The sequence below is a fragment of the Faecalicatena orotica genome, assembly GCF_003149245.1.
GTDB classification, from domain to species: domain Bacteria; phylum Bacillota; class Clostridia; order Lachnospirales; family Lachnospiraceae; genus Faecalicatena_A; species Faecalicatena_A orotica.
Genome location: NZ_QGDL01000005.1, coordinates 186,191 through 204,818 on the forward strand (window position 1 = coordinate 186,191; position 18,628 = coordinate 204,818).

The 18,628-nt window shown below is 46.2% G+C and carries 13 protein-coding genes and 1 pseudogene; 11 read left to right on the plus strand and 3 right to left on the minus strand.

Annotation, left to right across the window (positions count from 1 at the left end; translation table 11 throughout):
- Position 1: 1 nt before the first annotated feature.
- From ligA to A8806_RS09810, 3 genes are all read left to right on the plus strand, one after another.
- Entirely contained in the window at positions 2-1,963 is a 1,962-nt protein-coding gene (gene ligA, locus A8806_RS09800) for an NAD-dependent DNA ligase LigA (RefSeq protein WP_109731008.1), read from the plus strand.
- A 97-nt stretch (positions 1,964-2,060) separates the two neighbouring features.
- Positions 2,061-3,533, plus strand: coding sequence for an ATP-dependent Clp protease ATP-binding subunit ClpX (gene clpX / locus A8806_RS09805; RefSeq protein ID WP_109731009.1), 1,473 nt, complete (start codon positions 2,061-2,063; stop codon positions 3,531-3,533).
- A gap of 165 nt (positions 3,534-3,698) precedes the next feature.
- On the plus strand, positions 3,699-4,970 hold the full coding sequence (locus A8806_RS09810; protein WP_109731010.1) for a cation:proton antiporter: 1,272 nt from the start codon (positions 3,699-3,701) through the stop codon (positions 4,968-4,970).
- Between the two features lie 30 nt (positions 4,971-5,000).
- Here A8806_RS09810 and A8806_RS09815 read toward each other — a convergent pair whose 3' ends face one another.
- Positions 5,001-6,704, minus strand: a complete 1,704-nt coding sequence (locus tag A8806_RS09815; RefSeq protein WP_109731011.1) for a S8 family peptidase — start codon at positions 6,702-6,704, stop codon at positions 5,001-5,003.
- Between the two features lie 218 nt (positions 6,705-6,922).
- Between A8806_RS09815 and A8806_RS09820 the strand changes: the two genes are divergently transcribed.
- Both A8806_RS09820 and A8806_RS09825 read left to right on the plus strand, forming a co-directional pair.
- Positions 6,923-7,675: a hypothetical protein gene (locus A8806_RS09820; protein ID WP_109731122.1), complete on the plus strand. Its 753-nt coding sequence runs from the start codon at positions 6,923-6,925 to the stop codon at positions 7,673-7,675.
- A gap of 10 nt (positions 7,676-7,685) precedes the next feature.
- Entirely contained in the window at positions 7,686-8,165 is a 480-nt protein-coding gene (locus tag A8806_RS09825; RefSeq protein WP_109731012.1) for a signal peptidase II, read from the plus strand.
- Here the strand turns inward: A8806_RS09825 and A8806_RS09830 are convergent.
- Entirely contained in the window at positions 8,146-9,078 is a 933-nt protein-coding gene (locus A8806_RS09830) for a D-2-hydroxyacid dehydrogenase (protein ID WP_109731013.1), read from the minus strand. The two genes, A8806_RS09825 and A8806_RS09830, sit on opposite strands and share 20 nt — an antisense overlap.
- Before the next feature lie 180 nt (positions 9,079-9,258).
- Here A8806_RS09830 and nudC point away from each other — a divergent pair, with 180 nt between their 5' ends.
- The 5 genes from nudC (at position 9,259) to A8806_RS09855 (ending at position 15,822) form a co-directional block, all read left to right on the plus strand.
- Positions 9,259-10,095 carry an NAD(+) diphosphatase gene (gene nudC / locus A8806_RS09835; protein WP_109731014.1) on the plus strand — a complete coding sequence of 279 codons (837 nt, stop codon included), beginning with the start codon at positions 9,259-9,261 and terminating at the stop codon, positions 10,093-10,095.
- A gap of 12 nt (positions 10,096-10,107) precedes the next feature.
- The gene (locus tag A8806_RS09840) at positions 10,108-10,530 is read left to right on the plus strand and encodes a bacteriohemerythrin (RefSeq protein ID WP_109731015.1); all 423 of its coding nucleotides are present in this window, start codon (positions 10,108-10,110) and stop codon (positions 10,528-10,530) included.
- A 184-nt stretch (positions 10,531-10,714) separates the two neighbouring features.
- On the plus strand, positions 10,715-11,569 hold the full coding sequence (locus A8806_RS09845) for a YitT family protein (RefSeq protein WP_109731016.1): 855 nt from the start codon (positions 10,715-10,717) through the stop codon (positions 11,567-11,569).
- Positions 11,570-11,818: 249 nt separating this feature from the next.
- A complete protein-coding gene (locus A8806_RS09850) occupies positions 11,819-13,879 on the plus strand; it encodes an efflux RND transporter permease subunit (protein WP_109731017.1) in 2,061 nt (686 codons plus the stop codon).
- Positions 13,876-15,822 carry a YhgE/Pip domain-containing protein gene (locus A8806_RS09855; protein ID WP_109731018.1) on the plus strand — a complete coding sequence of 649 codons (1,947 nt, stop codon included), beginning with the start codon at positions 13,876-13,878 and terminating at the stop codon, positions 15,820-15,822. Before A8806_RS09850 ends, A8806_RS09855 begins: the two co-directional genes overlap by 4 nt.
- 107 nt (positions 15,823-15,929) lie before the next feature.
- Here the strand turns inward: A8806_RS09855 and A8806_RS09860 are convergent.
- Positions 15,930-17,265: pseudogene (locus A8806_RS09860) on the minus strand (MFS transporter).
- Between the two features lie 189 nt (positions 17,266-17,454).
- Here A8806_RS09860 and A8806_RS09865 point away from each other — a divergent pair.
- Complete coding sequence (locus A8806_RS09865; RefSeq protein WP_181368651.1) at positions 17,455-18,621, plus strand: lactonase family protein; 1,167 nt, start codon at positions 17,455-17,457, stop codon at positions 18,619-18,621.
- The last annotated feature ends 7 nt before the right edge of the window (positions 18,622-18,628 follow it).

An 18,628-nucleotide genomic window follows, 5' to 3' on the forward strand; every position in this document is an offset into this window, starting at 1 on the left:
TATGGCAGACAAGAATAAAAGAATGCAGGAGCTGGTGGAGCTTCTGAATCATGCGCGCCGTGCATATGAGCAGGAAGACACGGAAATCATGAGCAACTTTGAATATGATAAATTATATGATGAATTACTGGGACTGGAACAGGAATTGGGAACGACTCTTGCATCCAGTCCTACCATTAATGTAGGCTACGAGGTGCTGAGTGAACTCCCGAAGGAACGCCATGAAAGGCCTATGCTGTCACTGGATAAGACAAAAGAAGTAGAACAGCTTAAAGATTTCCTAAGGGATCAAAAGGCCGTTATTTCATGGAAACTGGACGGACTGACAATCGTGCTGACTTATCAGGACGGGACGCTTTCGAAAGCTGTTACAAGAGGAAATGGCGAGGTGGGAGAGGTCATTACGAATAATGCACGGGTGTTCAAAAACCTGCCCCTTCATATTCCGTTTAAAGGGGAACTGATCCTGCGCGGAGAGGCTGTCATTGGATATAAGGATTTCGAAAAGATCAATGCAGAGATTGAGGATGTAGACGCAAAGTATAAAAATCCACGTAACCTGTGCAGCGGTTCCGTCCGTCAGTTGAATAATGAAATCACCGCAAAGAGAAATGTGTGTTTCTTTGCATTTACGCTTGTGAGTGCAGAAGGGGCAGACTTTAAAAACTCCCGCTATGAACAGCTTGAATGGCTGGGACGGCAGGGGTTCGAAGTAGTTGAGCACCACATGGTAACAGCAGATACAATAGAAAAAGAAGTTGAGTGGTTTGCAGGGGAAATAGCCGGTAATGACTTCCCATCCGACGGCCTCGTACTGATTTATGATGACATCGCATACGGGCAGTCATTGGGAACGACGGCCAAGTTCCCGCGTGATTCCTATGCGTTTAAATGGGCCGATGAAATAAAAGAGACCACGCTTGAGGAGATCGAGTGGAGCCCGTCGCGTACAGGACTCATCAATCCCGTCGCGATCTTTGACCCGGTCGAGCTGGAGGGGACAACTGTCAGCCGTGCGAGTGTCCATAATATCAGTATTATGGAGGAACTGGAGCTGGGAGTCGGCGACAAGATTCAGGTATACAAGGCGAACATGATCATCCCCCAGATCGCAGAAAACCTGACGCGCAGCGGAGTAAAAGACATACCATGTGCCTGTCCGGTCTGCGGAGGCGCGACAAAGATTTCGATGGAGAATGACACAAAGACTTTATACTGTACAAACCCGGAGTGCCAGGCAAAACAGATCAAATCTTTCGCCCTGTTCGTCAGCCGTGATGCATTGAATATAGAGGGGCTTTCCGAGGCAACCCTTGAAAAGTTTATCGTAAGGGGATACATCAAAGACTTTGCAGACATCTTCCATCTGGACCGTTATGAGGAAGAAATCAAAACAATGGAAGGATTTGGTGAAAAATCCTATGTAAATTTGATTAACAGTGTGGAAAACTCAAGAACAACGACCCTCCCGAAACTGGTCTATAGTCTAGGTATTGCAAACATAGGGCTTGCAAACGCAAAAGTCATATGCCGGGCCCTTGATTATAATGTGGACAGACTGTACAGTGCAACCATAGAAGAGCTAAACGAAATCTCCGGGGTGGGGGGAGTTATTGCGAAAACATTCGTCGATTACTTTGCGGATGAAAAACACCGTAAAATCTTTGAAAAGCTCTTGAAAGAGGTTAACATCCCGAAAGAAGAAGTAGAGAAAGAAGAACAGATATTCCAGAACATGAACTTTGTAATCACGGGAAGCGTGGAGCACTTTACCAACCGCAGCGAAGTAAAGGAACTCATCGAATCAAAGGGCGGCAAAGTAACCGGATCGGTCACATCAAAGACAAACTACCTGATCAACAATGATGTGCAGTCCACCTCGTCTAAAAATAAAAAAGCAAGAGACCTTGGGATCCCGATCATATCGGAGGAAGATTTCCTGAAACTGCTGGAGGGGAATTAATCTCCCTGTCAGCGGCTTTAGAAAAACTTCATTTGTATATAACGATATTCTGAGTTATAATGTAAGACATAATTTGTTATTGAAAGAAGGGAGAATTATGTCAGATAAAGATTTTATAATTATAGATGAACTGGAAAATGAGAAAAAGGATGAATATGATGTCGATGTGGCAGACGAGAAGAAGGGACATTCTGTAGTAACGCAGGAGAAAGCGGACAAGGATGACGACGGATATGAGAAATACTGTCTGATCTGTCACCGTCCGGAGAGTGTTGCCGGCAAGATGATCGATCTTCCGAATAATATTACAGTCTGCTCTGACTGTATGCAGAAGAGTTTTGATGCAATGACGAATGGTTCCATCGATTATACGAAGCTGTTTAATACACCGGGGATTCAATTTATGAATATGTCTGATCTCGAGAACATGACCCCGAAGAGTCAGAAGATTAAGAAGAAAAAAGAAAAACCAAAAGAGTTCCGTAAACTTGATATTAACAATATCCCGGCCCCGCATAAGATTAAGGCACAGCTGGATGAATATGTGGTAGGACAGGAGTATGCCAAGAAGGCGATGTCTGTAGCGGTTTATAATCATTACAAGCGTGTGGCTACAGATACGATGGATGATATAGAGATAGAGAAGTCCAATATGCTGATGATCGGGCCGACAGGAAGCGGTAAGACATATCTGGTCAAGACTCTTGCAAAGCTTCTGGATGTGCCGCTTGCCATTACGGACGCGACTTCCCTTACGGAAGCGGGATACATAGGCGATGACATAGAAAGTGTTGTTTCCAAGCTGCTTGCTGCCGCAGACAATGATGTGGAAAAGGCGGAACAGGGGATTATCTTTATCGATGAGATCGATAAGATTGCGAAGAAGAAGAACTCCAGCCAGCGTGATGTCAGCGGTGAGTCTGTGCAGCAGGGGCTTCTGAAGCTTCTGGAGGGAAGCGAAGTGGAAGTGCCGGTGGGTGCAAACAGCAAGAATGCGATGGTGCCTCTTACGACGGTTAATACGAAGAATATCCTGTTCATCTGCGGGGGTGCATTCCCGGATCTGGAAGAGATTATTAAAGAGAGACTTTCTCACAAGACATCGATGGGATTCAATGCAGAGTTAAAGGATAAATATGAGCATGACAAGGAGATTCTTTCCAAAGTAACGGTAGAAGATCTGAGAACCTTCGGCATGATACCTGAATTCATTGGAAGACTGCCGATTATCTTTACCCTGAAAGGGCTTGATAAAGACATGCTTGTGAAGATCCTGAAGGAACCAAGAAATGCAATCCTTAAGCAGTATAAGAAACTTCTTGCGCTCGATGAGGTGAATCTGGAATTTGACGACGGATCACTCGAAGCAATTGCGGAGAAAGCAATGAAGAAAGATACCGGTGCCAGAGCACTGCGTGCGATCATAGAAGAATTCATGCTGGACATCATGTATGAGATACCAAAGGATGATAATATAGGTCAGGTTACCATTACGAGGGCATATATAGAGGGAACCGGAGGGCCGATTATACAGCTTCGCGGACAACAGGCGATCCCAAGATTGAGTTAAGCAAATATGGCAAAGAGACAGGCGGAATTATCTGCTTGTCTTTTTTTCTTTTATTATGTAGAAAACACATAAAAATAGTCGTAAAATGCTTGAAAATCTTATACAAAAGGTGTATTCTTGTATCTGTTCGAGTTGATGAGAGTAAGAAATGTGAGGAAAATAATTATGAGCAGCTACAGTTATTTGTTAGATTTGGCAATTATTTTGTTATTCACGAAAGTGTTGGGCCTTTTGACGAAGAGGGTCCAGATGCCGCAGGTCGTCGGGGCGCTTCTGGCGGGTCTGATTCTAGGACCGGCAGGGTTTGGAATCTTGAGTGAGACGTCATTTATCCATGAAATTGCGGAGATCGGAGTCATTGTACTGATGTTCTGTGCCGGTATGGAAACCGATATTAAAGAACTGAAAGCAAGCGGAAAGGCTTCCTTTGTCATCGCCCTCTGTGGTGTCATCGTACCTCTTGTGGGTGGTTTTGCGGCGGCATATTTCTTCAATAAACCGGGAATGATCGTTTCAGATGCAGATGCAAGCGTATTCCTGCAGAATATATTTATCGGAGTCATTCTGACAGCGACATCTGTAAGTATTACGGTTGAGACCCTAAAGGAGCTTGGCAAGCTGAAGACACGTTCTGGCAATGCAATTCTGGGGGCTGCAATTATAGATGATATTCTCGGTATTATCGCACTGACGGTTGTGACAAGTCTGGCGGATTCTTCTGTAAAGCTGGGGACGGTCATGCTGAAGATTGTCGGTTTTTTTGTGTTTGCCGGAGTGGTCGGATTTATTTTCTACCGTTTATATAAAAACTGGGTGGATACGGCTAAAAAAGAGCTGCACCGCCATACGATCATTGCTTTTGTATTCTGCCTTTTGATGTCATATATTGCTGAGGAAGTCTTTGGCGTGGCAGATATTACAGGCGCATTTATTGCAGGACTGATTATTTCCAATGTAAGGCGGTCCGATTATTTACAGAGTAAGTTTGATACGATCTCATATCTGCTCGTATCACCGGTATTTTTTGCCAGCATTGGTCTGAAAGTTGTGCTGCCTGAAATGTCCGGATCGATCGTCGGATTTGCGGTTGTCCTGACAATCGTGGCAATCCTGACGAAGGTTGTCGGGTGCGGCTTAGGTGCTAAAATGTGTAAATACCAGAACTATCAGGCGAAACGTATTGGTGTGGGAATGATCTCCAGAGGTGAGGTCGCATTGATCGTTGCAAGCAAGGGAGCGAGTCTGGGGCTGCTGGGAACGGCATTTCTCGGTCCGATTATTATTGTGGTAGTAATCACGACAATCATTACACCGGTATTTTTGAAAGTCGTGTTCAGGCCGGGAACAGCACCCGTACAGGAGCAGCTGATTCCTGAGAGCGAGATGGTTACAAGTTATTATGAAAATGCAAATGAAATACGTGGAGAAGGACGCTGATAAGGCGTCCTTCGTTATTTTCAGGACGTTTTATATACTGCGTATTTCTTCGAAAATATTATACACATTGAGCTGCCCATACCCCCATTCCCGGTTGGGGTATGTCATGAATCCTGGCCGCATGGCTCCCAGTATAAACAGGCTTTTGATCTGATAGGAGTCGATTCCCGGGGTGCCGATCTGGTAGATGATCCATTCCATGAGAAGGGCGGCGGCGCCAGCAGTGATGGCGGTTGAAATACTGGAGCCTGAGCGCACGGCAAAACGCCCGCCGGGAAGCGCTCCCTTTACATTGATGCCGGGGGCGGTAATATCCGGATTTATCCGTTCATTCCGCGTGTAGCCCCTGCCCGAACTGAGGGCAATACTGTTATTACTTCCATCATAATAAGATACAACAATCGTACTTATGGTATTTGCAGGATTCGTCAGGGTATAGTATGGGTCAGGCTGCAGGAAATAAACTTCACCACTCAAAAATTCTTTCACCGGCAGCCAGATGTGGAAAAGTCCGTTGATTACGCGTACAGGTTCTACGATCAGTTTCCAGATACCGGCCGTAGGCGTACTGAACCGGAAATAGATCAGTTCGGAGGTGCTTCTCTCAACAATGATCCGATAATCAACAGTGACCCGGGTCCTGTCAAGTATAAAATCAAGGACAGAGGAAGCCGAAGTCTGGAGCGGGACTGTCGGTGTGGCTTCCCCGGTAGGTGAGATAAGCGATATGGAGAGGATATTAGGGATTTCCGTCCATAATTCCATTGTAAAACCGGTTACATTTTCTCCCACCCTTATTTCGACTGTATCCGTAGGGGAGCCGTCCCGGAGGGTATGTGAGTAGTGATGGCGCTGGTCTGCCTCATTACCGACGCCGATAACCGGGATCCGGTTCGTTGAAGTACCATAATATTCAAAAATAGTAGAGAGCGGCAGAACACCGATATGTCCGCCCATATTAGTACCCACTGCAGTACACATGACCAGAGGCATGTTATTGCGTGCTGCAAGGTCACTCAGATATTTGAGGGCGAGTAGGATATCGGTTTCCTGAAAACAGGGGGCAGTGTCGGGTATGTAATAGAAATCGCGCAGGTATTGCTTGGCAGGCTTCAGTTTGACAACTGCCAATGTTGATTCGGGGGCGGCACCGATAAATTGTTCTGCGGGTTCTCCGCTTCCAGCCGCCAGGCTGGCGACAAAGGTTCCGTGGCCATTTATATCTTCCGATGGGACAATGGATTTTGGAGCATCTGATCTCAATGCCTGGTCGATCATTTCTCTTGTATACTCTGAACCGTAGACAAAGTCTTCTGGGGGGATACCGGTTTGGATTGTCTGATCCCAGATTCCGGCAATGCGGGTGCTGCCGTCTAAATTGCGGAAAAGGGGGCTTGTATAATCGATGCCAGTATCGACAAAGCCGATCATGACATTATTTCCTTTCAATTGGAGCGTTGGATAATTTTGTATTGGCAGAATACCTGCCTGGTTCATTGCGTCCATGCTTAAAAGAGTATAACATTTTGGGATTGATGTATAAAAAAAGCGGTCGAGATTGAGCGGGTCAGCAAGGAATTTCGGAAGATATATACAGCGGTAATCGAAGTCTGCCTCCTGTTCGCACAGCTGATCAGGAGGAATTTCTCCAATATTAAGAGGGCGGGTTTTAGAAATAATAAAATCACGATAGTCTTCGGATAAGATACGTTCTTTGCATATAGTAGGATCCATAATTGTTTTCCTATCATTTTTTATAAACAATATATGTATGGTACATCTGGAATTATAACCCGCTGGCAAGTTATTATATTAATATTAAATAAAAGAAAATCGGTTGAAGTTGTGCATTTATGGGGTATAATGTATATAAATAAGGAATCGCTGCATTGTGTTTCCGGACTATAATCCGGAAAGATAACGGATTCAAATACGAAGGGAGACTGACAGACATGAAATCATTTTTTGAAGACTTGGGGAGAAAGATTGGTGAGACTGCGGAGACAGTGACAAATAAAGCGGGTGAGGCAGTTGAGGTACAGCGCCTGAAGAATCAGATCAGGACACTGGAACGCGGCAATGAGAGAGATTATATGGATCTGGGAAAGATGGTATATGACCATTATAAAGAAGGGGAAGTCGTAGATGCGGAGGCAATCGGTATCTGCGAAGCGATCCAGAACAGGGAGGAGAGTATTGGAAAGTATGAGCAGCAGATTTCCGATGTGAAAGGCGATGTGACCTGTGACGGATGCGGAAAGTCTGTGGCAAGGGACATGGCTTACTGTCCGTACTGTGGAGCAAAAGCTCCTGAGAAAGCAGCGCAGGAGACAGCAGATTATGCCGATGCAGTGAAGGAAAAAGCTGAAGATGTGGCGGAGACTGTCAAAGATAAGGCAGAGGATGCAGCAGAGACTGTCAAAGAAAAGACAGCCAATGCAGCAGAGACTGTGAAGGAAAAGACGGCAGATGCAGCAGAGACTGTGAAGGAAAAGACAGCAGATGCGGCTGAAACGATAAAAGAAAAGACGGCAGATGCGGCTGAAACAATAAAAGAAAAAGCGTCTGATGCAGCGGATATGATGCGGGACAAAACGGCAGACGCGGCCGATCTGGTGAAAGATAAGACAGCGGACTTTGCAGAATCTGCTAAGAAGATGGCGGAAGAGGCCGAGGAAAAAGTAAAACAGATGATGGAAGATTAGGGGGGATTTTATGGCTATCCTGGTTATTATGAGTCTGACCCTCTGTTTGACTCTGATTGATATCGCTGCGAAATCATATGTGGAAGGTTACATGAAACGTGGTGAGGAACGTACTTTTGGAGGCGGGAAAGTGATCCTGCGCAAGGAGTATAACAAGGGAATGTGCCTGAACCTGCTGGAGAATGAACCTGAGTTTGTAAAGGTGTCATCCACGGTAGTAGCAATGCTCCTTACGATTTACCAGCTGATCACTCTGATGCGGAAAAAGCATTTCCTGAAAAAGGCGGGACTCTCACTGATGACAGCGGGGGCATGGAGTAATATATTTGACAGGTGGATCCGCGGATATGTGATTGATTACGTGGGTTTTCGTACCAAATGGAAAAAAATCACAGAAATTACGTATAATCTCGGTGATTTTTTCATCCTCGGGGGCAGTATTTTAATGGTTTTGTCCTCGCTGTTCCATGTTAAGAAAAGAAAGAACTGATCTGGCCCGCAATGATATCCATAAGCCGGGTGCGTGATTCCACACTCGCCCAGCCGATGTGGGGCGTGATAAAGAGTTTTTTGCTGTCCTGGATCTGAAGGAGAGGACTGTGCTTTGACATCGGTTCCTCTGAGAGCACATCCAGACCGGCAGCAGCGATCTGATTTTTATTTAATGCAGCGGCAAGCGCGTCTTCTAATACAATCTGGCCACGGCCAAGATTCAGGAAGATGGCATGCGGCTGCATTTTTTGAAATGCTGACTGATTCATAAGACCGTTAGTATGTTCATTCAGAGGGGCATGGACAGATACAATATCAGAGGAGGACAGCAGTGTGTCAAGATCTGTCTGCTGATAACCTTCCTGCGGTGCGGCGCCTGACGGTGAGTAATAGATGATTTTTGCGCCGAAGAGGCTGGCAATGTCAGCTACCCTGCGCCCGATATTGCCGAGCCCGATGATGCCCCAGGTCATGCCATGCAGTTCATGGAAGTGTTCCCCGAAATGAGAGAAGTCGGTATCACCCGCATACCGCCCGCTTTTTACATAGTCGTCATAATAGCGGAGCTTTTCCATCAGATAGAAGAGCATGGCAAAGGTATGCTGTGCGACTGACTCCGTAGAATAGCCGGCTACATTGCGCCAGGCAATGCCTCTTTTTTCCAGATAGTCCTTGTCCAGATTATTAGTGCCCGTGGCAGTGACGCAGACCAGCTTCAGGTTCCGGGCCGTGTGGATGGTTTCCTCATTAATCTGTATTTTGTTGACCACGAGTACATCGGCATCGGTGACTCTCTCAGGAACTTCTGCAGCGGAGGTAAAGGGGTATTTAACAACTTGACCGAGCCTGTCATAGCGGGAAAGGTCAATATCTTCCCCAATTGTTTTTGCATCCAGAAATACGATTTTCATATAAGACTCCCTTCATATACTAAAATAATTGTAATAGAATACATTATTAATATCTCTATTATTTATTAGTCCAGAGTAAATGTCAACATGATGTATCCGGTGGAATCTCTATTTTTATATTTAAGTCCATATGAAAGTGTGGTATGATGGAAGAGGAATTTATGAAAGCAGGGAGAAAACATGATTCAGGACATAGCACCACACGAGTATAGGAACGAGTACAGGCCTCTGCCTCCCGAGAAAGACAGTATCGCGCTGTATTATGAAGACCATACCGTACTAATGAAGAAGACAGCAGAAGGGATCGAATACCCGACGTTTGCAGATCTGGAGCATTTAAATGAAGAGATTTATGAGGATTATACATATTTATTTTCCATAGACAATGAGCGATATTATCTGGTCGAAGAGATAAACCGGGAGCGCCTGTCGCCTTTTACGATGGAAAATACAGAGCTCTTCAGGGCAGGTGAACCACAGTACCGTGCGTTCGCGGGCATCACCGGATACCAGCTTTATACCTGGTACAAGAACCACAGATATTGTGGGCACTGTGGTACGATGATGAAGAAAGATACAAAGGAGCGGATGCTCTATTGTGAAGAGTGCCATAATATGGAGTATCCGAAGATCTGTCCGGCTACGATTATCGGAGTGACGGATGGTAACAGGATACTGATGTCAAAGTATGCAGGCAGAACTTATAAGAAGTATGCACTGCTTGCCGGATTTGTCGAGATCGGTGAGACGGTGGAAGAGACGGTTAAGCGGGAAGTCATGGAGGAGGTCGGCCTGAAGGTAAAGAACATACGTTACTATAAGAGCCAGCCGTGGTCCTTCAGCGATACGTTACTTATGGGGTTCTATTGCGATCTGGACGGGGAAGACAGCATTACGCTGGACGAGGAAGAGCTTGCACTCGCCGAGTGGTTTGAGCGGGAAGATATCCCTGTGGAACCATCCCGGGACAGCCTGACAAACGAGATGATTATGAAATTTAAAAATGGAGAGGTATAGGAGGAACGTAATATGAGAGCAGAATTTGATGAATCTTTGGTAACAGGAAATGAAATGATCGACGCACAGCACAAGGAGCTGATTGACAAGATCAATAAGCTGCTGGACAGTTGTGAGACCGGCGAGGGAAAAGTAGCAGCGATCAAGACGCTGGATTTTCTGGCTGACTACACAGAATTCCATTTCGGTGAGGAAGAAAAACTTCAGGCTGAGATTGAGTATCCGGGGATTGAGAAACATAAAGAAGAGCATGAAAAGCTCAGAATAGTCGTAAAAGAACTCTACGAGATGCTCGAGGAAGAAGAAGGACCATCAGCAGCATTTGTTGAGCAGGTGAATAAGAACGTGATTGAATGGCTGTACAGACATATCAAAGGGTTTGATACATCTGTTGCAGAGTACAAGTTTATGCGCGAAGACGGCGAAAGACTGTAGATAGAAGGTGCGTAAGCGGTAACTCTTGTATTGGAAAAGAAATTCCTTTTGCGGGTGTTGACAAAAGAACGGAATTAGATTAGACTAAAGGATAGAAGAGCACATGCGAATTATAATTTATAATTTGTAGGTGTTCTTTTTTGTGCTTAATTGGGGAAAACTATGATTCAGAGAGGTGAGACAGATGAAAAAAACGAACATAAAAAAACTTGCGTATGATATTATGATTGACGTGGCCGGAGGCATTCTGATCGGTATCGGTATTTACAATTTTGCGGCAAACGCGTCATTTCCACTGGCGGGAATTTCAGGTATTGCCCTGATTTTCTATCATTTATTCGGACTTCCGATTGGCTGGGTGACCATGCTTCTAAATGTGCCGATCGCGATTGGGTGTTACAAGACTCTTGGGAAGGAGTTCTTCATCCGGTCGGTAAGGTCGGTTATTATTACATCCCTGATCATTGACTATGTAGTGCCGCTTCTGCCTGTATATTCCGGTGACAGGATGCTGGCTGCTATCTGTACCGGTATTTTTTCAGGGCTCGGATATGCACTGATCTTCATGAACAACTCTTCCACAGGGGGGATGGATTTCATTACGGTTGCAATCAAGGTGAAGCGTCCGCACCTTACATTAGGGAGAATCGTATTCATAACAGATGCGATTATTGTAGCTATCGGCGGGGCAATCTTTAAAGATGTGGATGGGACGATTTATGGATTTATTATTACCTATCTGCTGACCCTTGTTATTGATAAGATTATGTACGGTATTGATTCCGGAAAGATGACTCTTATCGTAACGGAAAAAGGACAGGAAGTGGCTGACAAGATAGACAAGTATTCCGGCAGGGGGTCTACCCTTCTGAAAGGACGCGGCAGTTATTCAGGAATTGAAAAAGAGGTGGTTATGTGTGCCTGCAACAATAAGCAGATGTATACCATCCGCAAGATGGTACGGGAGGTTGATCCTTCAGCATTCACGGTCATCATGGAATCTAACGAGGTTGTGGGGGAAGGGTTCAAGGAAGAATAGAAACTTTTCCGTTACTTCTATTAGTGTTGCTCCTAAATATTTAAGAATACATCGTCCGGTAACCAGTCGGACGATGTATTTCGTTATGAGTATTACTATCATATCTTTTACAATCCCAAATGAAATATAATGTATATCAATTGACGGAATAAAACTAAAAGAGTAAAATTATATTAATATAAATAACTGAAAAATCAGAATATTTCGATTTCATAATTCATTGTACACGTCTGACCGGGAGGTGGTTGAATGGAACGGATAGCCCGCAAGGTGACGATACACAGGAAGCTGGTCGTGTGGATTTTCCTTGTGCTCACCTGCATATGCGCTGTTTTGATGACAAAGGTAAAGGTCAATTATACTTTAGCAGATTATCTGCCGGAAGATGCAGAATCTACGGTGGCCCTCAAGGTTATGGATAAGGAGTTCCATGCAGCAGTGCCGAACGAGCGGGTCATGATCTATGATGTCACTTTACCGGAGGCGCTGGAGTATAAAGAACAGCTCGAAGCAATTGACGGCGTGGATGCCGTGATGTGGCTGGATGATGTGGTAAACCTGAAGGAACCCCTTGAAACACAGGACAGAGATACGGTGCAGTCCTACTATAGGGACGGGAATGCGCTGTTTACAGTGACGGTACATAAGGGAAAAGAGATGGATGCCACCAATGCAGTCTATGAGCTGATTGGCGAAGAAAATGCTGTCGACGGAGACGCAGCCTCCAATGCATTCTCACAGAAAATCTCGGTGAAGGAATCGATGAACGCGATGATGATTCTGGTTCCCCTGATTATTGTGATTCTGCTGCTGACCTCATCTTCCTGGATTGAGCCGGTTCTCTTTCTTGCGACCATCGGGATCTCAGTCCTGATTAATATGGGAAGTAATTTCTTCCTCGGGGAAATCTCTTATATTACCCAGGCAATAAGCCCGATTCTCCAGATGGCGGTATCTCTGGACTACGCGATTTTCCTGCTTCATAACTTTGAAGAGCAGCGTAAACTCACGGATGATGTGGAGAGTGCGATGGTAAAGGCGATGCATCTGGCATTTCCTTCGGTAGCGGCGAGTGCGGCAACTACTTTGTTCGGCTTTATGGCGCTGATGTTTATGCGCTTCAGGATCGGTTCAGATCTGGGATTGAACCTTGTAAAAGGCATAATCTTCAGTTATCTGTCGGTTATGGTGTTCCTGCCGGCGCTTACATTATTATGCTGTGGTCTGATTGACCGGACGAAACACAGGAAGCTTATTCCGGAACTGAAACGGGCAGGGGGTGTGCTGCTTAAGCTGCGGATACCGGCATTTATCGTTGTGCTTCTGCTGATTGTTCCATGCTACCTGGCGCAGGCCAGATCGAATTTCATCTATGGCATGGGGGAAGCCAATGCAGCCATGAAGCTGGGACAGGACAGCCGGAAAATCAACGAAGTATTCGGACAGTCGACGTCTGTCGTGCTGTTGGTGCCGAAGGGCGATATGGCGAAGGAACTTCTGCTGAGCAGGGAGTTGGAAAAGATGGACCATGTGAACAGTGTCGTTTCCTATGCGGTAAGTGTAGGCAGTACGATTCCGCCAGGGTATCTGGACAGCCGGATTTTAGATAACTTCTATTCGGAGCACTATGCACGGATTGTGGTCGATACGGATACAAAGGAGGAAGGGAAAGAAGCATTTGATCTGGTAAGCAAAATCAGGAAGACGGCAGGGAGCTATTACAGTGAGTACTATTCATGCGGTCAGAGCACGAATCTGTATGACATGAAGCAGGTCGTATCCAGTGATACGAAACTGGTAAATGGCATTGCAATTGCGGCGATTGCCCTCGTACTTTTCCTGACCTTTAAGTCACTGCTCATTCCGGTTATCCTTTTGTTCATTATAGAAGCAGCCATCTGGATTAACCTGTCGGTGCCATATTTTGCAGGGAATTCTCTTGTATACATCGGCTTCCTTGTCATCAATACGGTACAGCTGGGCGCAACCATAGACTATGCGATTTTTATTACCAGCAATTACATGAACCGCAGAAAGGAAATGGGGAAGAAAGAGGCAATAACGGGTGTGCTGAACCGGAACCTCATTGCAATCATGACTTCTGCGCTGATCCTCGCCTCCGCGGGGTTCTGCCTGAAACTGACCTCTTCCAACCCCATCGTAGCCGAGCTGGGACTGCTGCTGGGCCGGGGGACATTCCTTTCACTGGCGATGGTTGCCGTCATACTTCCTATGCTGCTGCTTCTGCTGGACAAGGCAATCGGGGCAGTAACGTACCACTGTACATTTTACCGGGAGGTGAAGAAATGAGAAAACATAGAACGGGGACAGGCAGATTCCTGTCCGCGATATCAATCCTGTTGTCTGCAGCACTCTGCATGACGGGCATGCAGGTGCATGCCGGGGAGCCCGCGCAGATTACGAAGGAAGAGGTCGTATATTCTTCAATGAAGCCGGACGGGCAGGTGAAGGAAATATACGTTGTAAATGCATTTGATATGCCTCAGGACGGCACAATTACGGACTATGGGGACTATGCCCTTCTGGAAAACCTGACGGATATGGGTGAACTTCATTATACAGGTGATAAAGTGAGTGTGGATGCCAGAAAGGGAAGATTTTATTATCAGGGGAATATGACTGGAAAAAATCTTCCGTGGGTAATAGAGATTACTTATACTCTGGACGGAAAAGCGGTCCCTGCGGAAAAACTTGGCGGCGCATCAGGGAAAATCGGAATCGGGATTGACACAAGGCAGAACCCGGAGGCGGATAAGATATTTTATGAAAAATATATGCTGCAGGTAACAATAACACTGGATACGTCTATCTGCCGTAATATAAAGGCAGAGGATGCGGTGCTGGCAAATGCCGGGTCAGATAAGCAGATCACGTTTACTGTCATGCCTGAGACTGCTGGAAAGATGCGGATCAGTACAGATGCGGATACATTTTCCATGAGTGGGATTTCTATAGCGGCCGTCCCATTTTCGGCGGGGGCGGACATGATTGATATCGGTGAAATCGACAGGCTTACAGACGGACTGAACCAGCTAAGCCAGGGGGTAACAGAACTGGACAGCGGGGCAAAACAGTTAAAAAACGGTGCGTCGGCCCTGCATGGAGGCACCGCGGAACTCAAAAGTGGTGTGAACGAGTTTAATCAGGGGATTGGCCGGCTGAAAGAAGGTGCCGAGAGTATCAGCAGCGGTGCAGGGCTTTTACAGTCAGGGTCGGGTGAGTTTAAGGAAGGTCTGAACCAGATGGCGTCCCTCTCCGATGAACTGCTTAACGGTTCCGGGGAAATCAATCAGGCACTGCAGATGTTGAAAGCAGGGGTACAGGATCTTGGAAACCTTGATCTTACACCGCTGAAGGAGCTGCCCGGAGGACTGGACAGTCTGGCCGGTGCGCTGGAACAGGTGCAGACAGGATATGCCGGCCTGTTTCAGGTAATGGACCAGGTTATCGCACAGTACCCAATGCAGGATGTCACGGCAGAAGAATTATATGCGGCTTCGGAAGAACTGAAAGGAACATCTCCTGAGACACAGGCGGTGTTTGGGAAACTGGTAAACAACTATACAGCAGCTATGGCTGTAATCGGAACTTATCAGGGAATCAAACAAAATCTGGAACAGCTTCAGGGCGGGATGACAGAGATGGTGCAGAATCTGCGGGGAATGTCCACGCAGCTAGGAGCTTTGGATGGTATGGACCCGGAAGGCCTGAAAACGCTGTCTGATGGGATGACACAGCTTGCCGGCCAGTACGCAGGATTCCATGAGGGACTGTCCCAATATATGGACGGAGTAAAAAGCCTTGCAGGGGGATATGCAGAAATTCACAGCGGTATCGGCAGTCTGGTGGAAGGAACTGCAGGACTGTCAGGCGGTATCAGCCAGACAGCAGATGGTGCATCCGGCCTGCTTGGCGGTGTAAACAGTCTGGATGACGGGGCAAAGGAACTGTCGGACGGGGCGGCCCAGCTGTCAGGAGGGCTGGACACTCTGAATGAGTCCGCGGCAAAGCTGCCGGAAGAAATCAGGAAAGGCATTGATGAAATGCTGGATAAATATACGAACAATGATTTTAAGCCGGTATCTTTTACATCTGTTAAAAACAGAAATGTCGGGGCGGTACAGTTCGTACTCTCTACAGAAGGGATCAGCAGGCCGGAGACTGAGAAGCCGGGGACAGAAGATACAAAAAAAGAAAGTGCATGGGAGAAGTTTATAAATCTTTTTCGGTAGGAGTGAAAAACATGAGTAGTCATAGATAGAATTTGTTATAAAAGTATATCTAATCAGTTAAAGTCCGGACTCCCGCCCGGACTTTTTTGTTTCATAGGATGTACATCCTATAAAGCATTTTCAACTGCGGACATTTCTTTATCTAAATGATAGAAATGCATTATAAAAATCGCGCCAGCGCATAGAGCAATAGGTATTACCAGGTAAACAGCCTCGATAGAATGTATGGCGGAGGGGGACTGCACAGACAGTTTTTGATTATACCCTCCGATTGAAAGAACAAATCCTGTCAGGGCGCCTCCGGTACTGGACGCAAGCTTTTCCATAAAAGTGGCTGCGGAGAAGGTGACTCCCTGTGTGCGGATTCCTGACTTGTATTCTCCATAATCGATCGCATCTGCAATCATAGCATATAAAAGTCCGGTTGCAAATCCATTTCCAAATCCCGAAATAAACATTCCTATATATAAAACAGGCACTTTGCTGCAGATCAGAATCAAAATCCTTCCAAGAATCCCCAGAAAAAATCCAAAGCATACAAGATTTCTTTTCGAATCTTCTGTTCAGGCGTGGTATGGTCAGCATTGCAATGACAGAAGCATAGTTCATGAGCGAAAGTGTAGACATCAGTGCGATGTTATGGACCTTGTATTTCAGATAGTACATGGCTCCGGAATTATAGACAGTCATATACACACTATGAAAAAACGTCAGCGCCATCAGGCAGTACAGTGGTACATTGCCCCTTAATCCGCGCAGGGAGTCCCTTACCCCCAGCTTCGCATGCGCCTGCTTCTCAGGCACAGTTTCCCGAATCATAGTATAACAGAATAACAGACAGGCACCGGCAAAAATTCCGTAGAGGGCAGCTGTCTTAAAATAGCCGGTCTTTTCATTTCCGCGGCCCAGATATGCAACTAACGGTATTGTGATGACAGAAGAGACGGCTCCGGCAAGCTGTCCAAAGACCATCCTCCAGGTGTTTACATTTGTGCGCTCCTGCGGGTCGTTAGTCATATTAGGCAAAATGGCGCCAAGAGGAATATTAACCGCTGTGGCTGCAATGCCATAACCGATATATGTGATGTAGGCAAATGCCAGTTTAAAGCCCCCGGACATGTCTGGAGAGAGAAAACACAGCGCTCCGAAAACTCCGAGAGGGACTGCATCGCCTAAAAACCAGGGACGGCATTTCCCCTTTCGGGAGTGTGTATTATCTACAAGATAACCGAAAAACGGATCATTGACCGCATCGAAAATTCTGGCAGCCAGAAACATAGTACCTACGGCTGCCGGATGAATGCCGGCCACGTCAGTATAAAAGTAGGTAAGATACGACATCTGAACCAGCCTTAGTAAAGTAGTTGATGCATCGCCCAGACCATATGCAGTTTTCGACAGGGCAGAAACCTTTGCTTGTTTGCCGGATTCCATGCTGATCATACCTCCCAGGATGTGTCCGATCAGGATTCTGAACGGTTACCTGTATTGTACTATATCCACAGGGTTTACGGTACCTCATTTGACAATTTTGTGATTCATAATATGAATCAGGACTTGCAACTATTGGCTGATATATTTTCCTTTTCTTCGTGTATTCTGAAAAAAAGAAAAGAAAGGAGCAGCAGAATCATGGACAAGAATTTAGTATTTATGTATGTCAGTTCCTGGGCAGAGCACGGCGGTGTTCCGGGCCTGGGACAGTATACGTTTGATCAGCAAAACGGAGAGATCAGGTTTGTCAGGCAGATCAGTAATAAGGAGTCGTTTAACGGCTCATATATTGACAGCCGGAAAAACAAACTGTATGTGAACAACGAGGTCATGCATTTCATGGGTGCACCCTGCTCTTCCGGGCGTATTTTCATATATGATTTAGACCCCGTAAGCGGCGAAGCAAAGGAAAATATGAGACTTGTTACGGAGTGCCCCAATCCGGCTTATGTTACGGTAGATCCAACCGGGATGTATTTATTTGAGGCACATCATTCATTCCCAATGGGAGTAGCGGTTCATAGAAGAAGCGCGGACGGTACAATAGAAACAGAAGTGACTTATGCGGAGGCCGATCTGCAGGTATACAGCCTGAATGAAGCCGGGAATCCGGTGCGCCTGGTAGAAAATGTCAATCACGGGGACGAAACCGGAAAGAAGGAAGCACATCCGCACTGTGCGGTATTTTCGCCCTCCGGGAAGCTGATTGCAGTGGCAGACAAGGGAAATGGGTTCCTGTATCTGTATTCATTTGACTACAATCAAAAAAGGTTAAGACTGCTGAGCAGGACATTAACAGATACCGGGAATGCCTCTCCGCGATATGTCGTATTCCACCCGGAAAAACCGTATCTTTTTGTGAACCATGAGGCGTCATACGACGGCAAATGTTATGTGACGGCCTTTCGTTATGAGGAAGACGGAAATGTGGAAAAAATCTGTATAGAAAATGCACTGGACCAGAGTCTTCCTGTAAAGAAAACGACGAGGCTGGAGCAGCAGGGGTTTGTGATTGATCCCGAAGGAAGGTACCTGTATACATTAATCAATGCGGCCGATGTCATCGCAGTGATGGCGATCGATCAGGAGAGCGGGGCTTTAACACGGATTCAGAATCTTGCGGTGCCCGGGAACCGGCCGAGAGGCCTGGCGATTTCCCCGAATGGAAGGTATATCGTGTCAGCCTGCCTGGTCGGCGGTGAACTGACTTCCTACGAGATCGCAAAGGATGGTACGTTATCAGCCGCCTGCCAGGGGCCGGTACAGCCGGGGGCATCGTATATATCCTTTTACTGTCCGGAATAGGAGGCAA

What these genes read in the sequence shown, in the direction of transcription:
- ligA (WP_109731008.1), top strand. Translation starts at nt 2, where the DNA reads ATGGCAGACAAGAATAAAAGAATGCAGGAGCTGGTGGAGCTTCTGAAT.
- clpX (WP_109731009.1), top strand. Translation starts at nt 2,061, where the DNA reads ATGTCAGATAAAGATTTTATAATTATAGATGAACTGGAAAATGAGAAA.
- A8806_RS09810 (WP_109731010.1), top strand. Translation starts at nt 3,699, where the DNA reads ATGAGCAGCTACAGTTATTTGTTAGATTTGGCAATTATTTTGTTATTC.
- A8806_RS09815 (WP_109731011.1), bottom strand. Translation starts at nt 6,704, where the DNA reads ATGGATCCTACTATATGCAAAGAACGTATCTTATCCGAAGACTATCGT.
- A8806_RS09820 (WP_109731122.1), top strand. Translation starts at nt 6,923, where the DNA reads ATGAAATCATTTTTTGAAGACTTGGGGAGAAAGATTGGTGAGACTGCG.
- A8806_RS09825 (WP_109731012.1), top strand. Translation starts at nt 7,686, where the DNA reads ATGGCTATCCTGGTTATTATGAGTCTGACCCTCTGTTTGACTCTGATT.
- A8806_RS09830 (WP_109731013.1), bottom strand. Translation starts at nt 9,078, where the DNA reads ATGAAAATCGTATTTCTGGATGCAAAAACAATTGGGGAAGATATTGAC.
- nudC (WP_109731014.1), top strand. Translation starts at nt 9,259, where the DNA reads ATGATTCAGGACATAGCACCACACGAGTATAGGAACGAGTACAGGCCT.
- A8806_RS09840 (WP_109731015.1), top strand. Translation starts at nt 10,108, where the DNA reads ATGAGAGCAGAATTTGATGAATCTTTGGTAACAGGAAATGAAATGATC.
- A8806_RS09845 (WP_109731016.1), top strand. Translation starts at nt 10,715, where the DNA reads ATGAAAAAAACGAACATAAAAAAACTTGCGTATGATATTATGATTGAC.
- A8806_RS09850 (WP_109731017.1), top strand. Translation starts at nt 11,819, where the DNA reads ATGGAACGGATAGCCCGCAAGGTGACGATACACAGGAAGCTGGTCGTG.
- A8806_RS09855 (WP_109731018.1), top strand. Translation starts at nt 13,876, where the DNA reads ATGAGAAAACATAGAACGGGGACAGGCAGATTCCTGTCCGCGATATCA.
- A8806_RS09865 (WP_181368651.1), top strand. Translation starts at nt 17,455, where the DNA reads ATGGACAAGAATTTAGTATTTATGTATGTCAGTTCCTGGGCAGAGCAC.